This window comes from Paraburkholderia sp. UCT2 (genome assembly GCF_014397665.1).
Taxonomy (GTDB): Bacteria; Pseudomonadota; Gammaproteobacteria; order Burkholderiales; family Burkholderiaceae; genus Paraburkholderia; species Paraburkholderia tuberum.
The window spans coordinates 1-2,002 of sequence record NZ_VZQO01000120.1; the positions used below are offsets into that span (position 1 = coordinate 1).

General features: G+C 60.9%; 3 protein-coding genes and 1 pseudogene. All 4 read left to right on the forward strand.

From position 1 onward, the window contains the following. Nucleotides 1-146: 146 nt before the first annotated feature. A complete protein-coding gene (gene tnpA / locus F6X39_RS35955) occupies nucleotides 147-623 on the forward strand; it encodes an IS66-like element accessory protein TnpA (RefSeq protein ID WP_187620130.1) in 477 nt (158 codons plus the stop codon). Then, on the forward strand, nucleotides 604-954 hold the full coding sequence (gene tnpB / locus F6X39_RS35960; protein ID WP_187620131.1) for an IS66 family insertion sequence element accessory protein TnpB: 351 nt from the start codon (nucleotides 604-606) through the stop codon (nucleotides 952-954). The genes tnpA and tnpB overlap by 20 nt, the downstream gene beginning before the upstream one ends. A 96-nt stretch (nucleotides 955-1,050) precedes the next feature. Further along, nucleotides 1,051-1,884 (forward strand): annotated as a pseudogene (locus F6X39_RS35965) (transposase); the annotation flags it as partial. Between the two features lie 16 nt (nucleotides 1,885-1,900). Next, nucleotides 1,901-2,002 (forward strand): IS66 family transposase zinc-finger binding domain-containing protein (locus F6X39_RS37765; protein ID WP_187620132.1); only part of this gene is annotated, 102 nt, incomplete at its 3' end.

Consider the following 2,002-nt stretch of genomic DNA (forward strand, 5'->3'; position numbering starts at 1 on the left):
TCTACTCACAGGCCAAACTCAACGCAGTAGCACGAAGGCTGAACGAGCGACCACGAAAGACCCTGGATTACGAAACACCGGCTGAACGATTCCATCGAACTATTGCATCGACCGGTTGAATCCGCCCTTTCAAGTGGACACTACCCATGGCAGAGGACAGGAATCTGAAGGAGCGGCTGGTAAGGGGCTTTGAGCGTGATGGCAAGCGCCGTTGCTTTGACGAACAGGCCAAGCGTGAGCTGGTGCTGGCCTGTCTGCAACCAGGGGTGTCCGTCGCCGGGATGGCGCTGGAATACGGCCTGAACGCCAACCTGTTGCGTAAATGGATTCGTCAGTATCAAAGCGAAGCTACCAGTGATGTGGCGCCGAACGGCGTGGCCAAGGCAATGCCGACGTTCATCCCGGTCGTTCAGCCGGGACATGCCGATGTTACGGCATGCGAGGCTCATGCGGCACCGGTTGCGCTCGCACGGCAGGCGCAACGCGTCACGCTGCCTTCGCAACTGATTGCCGAACTGCCTAACGGTGTGAAGCTCATCCTTGAATGTGCCGGCGATGATGCAAGCCTGGTGATGACGATGATCGAGACGCTGGGAAGGTGCCATGTTCCGGTTCGACGCTGATCTGAAGGTTTACGTTCACCGCGATGCCATCGATTTCCGCAAGGGCATTACGGGCCTTTCGACGATCGTGGAGCAGGCACTGGGACTCGATCCGTTCGCACGGGCGGTCTACGTGTTCCGCAACCGGCGTGCCGATCGCCTGAAGCTTCTGTTATGGGAGCGTAACGGGTTCTGGTTGATGCTGCGCCGCCTGGAGGCTGACTGCTTTGCCTGGCCGCGCAGCGAACCAGTACTGGAACTGAGCGTCGAGCAACTGCATTGGCTGCTGGAGGGCATTGATCTGACAGCGATGCGCAAGCACCCGGCGCGATACTATGCACGCGTGAGCTGAGGAGGATGTATCGCTGTCGCGCGAGCGCGACGCGCGCACAACAATTTGCGCGGTGACGTAAACCCATTTCGCAGCGCAAGCCGGTATGGTTGTGGCATGAACCGCATTTTGATCACCGCGGAAGAACTCGCTGCCCTCATCGCCGAACGCGATGCGATGCTCGCCGAGCGCGACGCGCTGCGTGGCGAACTGCGGGTCACGAAGGTCGAGCGTGATTTGCTCAAGGAACAGCTGAAGGCATTCGAGCGACGGTTGTTCGGGGCGAAGAGCGAAGCACGCAGCGATGCCCAGCGGGACCTGTTCCTCAACGAAGCGGAAGCGCTGGCTCCGACGACCGCCACGTTACCCGCCCAGGAAGACGACACAGACAGTACGTCGGTGGCAGGCCACAAGCGCGGCAAGCCCGGGCGCAAGCCGCTGGACCCGGCATTGCCACGCAAGGTGATCCGTTACGAGCTCACTGAAGAAGAACGGGTGTGCAAGAACGACGGCAGTGTGCTCGTGGAGATCGGCGTCGAGGTCAGCGAGCAGCTCGACATCATTGCGCAGCAGGTGCAGGTGATCCGTCACGAGCGCGTGAAGTACGCGTGCCAGCAGTGCGACCAGGGCATGAAGGTGACGCCGGCGCGGGCACGCATCATTCCCAAGGGTCTGTTCACCGAAGGGGCGCTGGCGTGGTTCGTCGTCTCGAAGTATATCGACGGCCTGCCGCTGTACCGGATTGCCGCGCTGCTGCGCCGCTTTGGCGGCGACATCTCGCGCAACACGCTGGCAGCATGCGTAGTGCGCCTGGGACACTCGGTACAGCCCGTCATCAACCTGATGCGTGATGTGATGCTCGACAGCGAGATCGGGTTCGGCGACGAAACCACCGTGCAGGTTCTCAAGGAGCTAGGACGCGCACCGCAGACAAAGAGTTACTTACGAGCTCACTGAAGAAGAACGGGTGTGCAAGAACGACGGCAGTGTGCTCGTGGAGATCGGCGTCGAGGTCAGCGAGCAGCTCGACATCATTGCGCAGCAGGTGCAGGTGATCCGTCACGAGCGC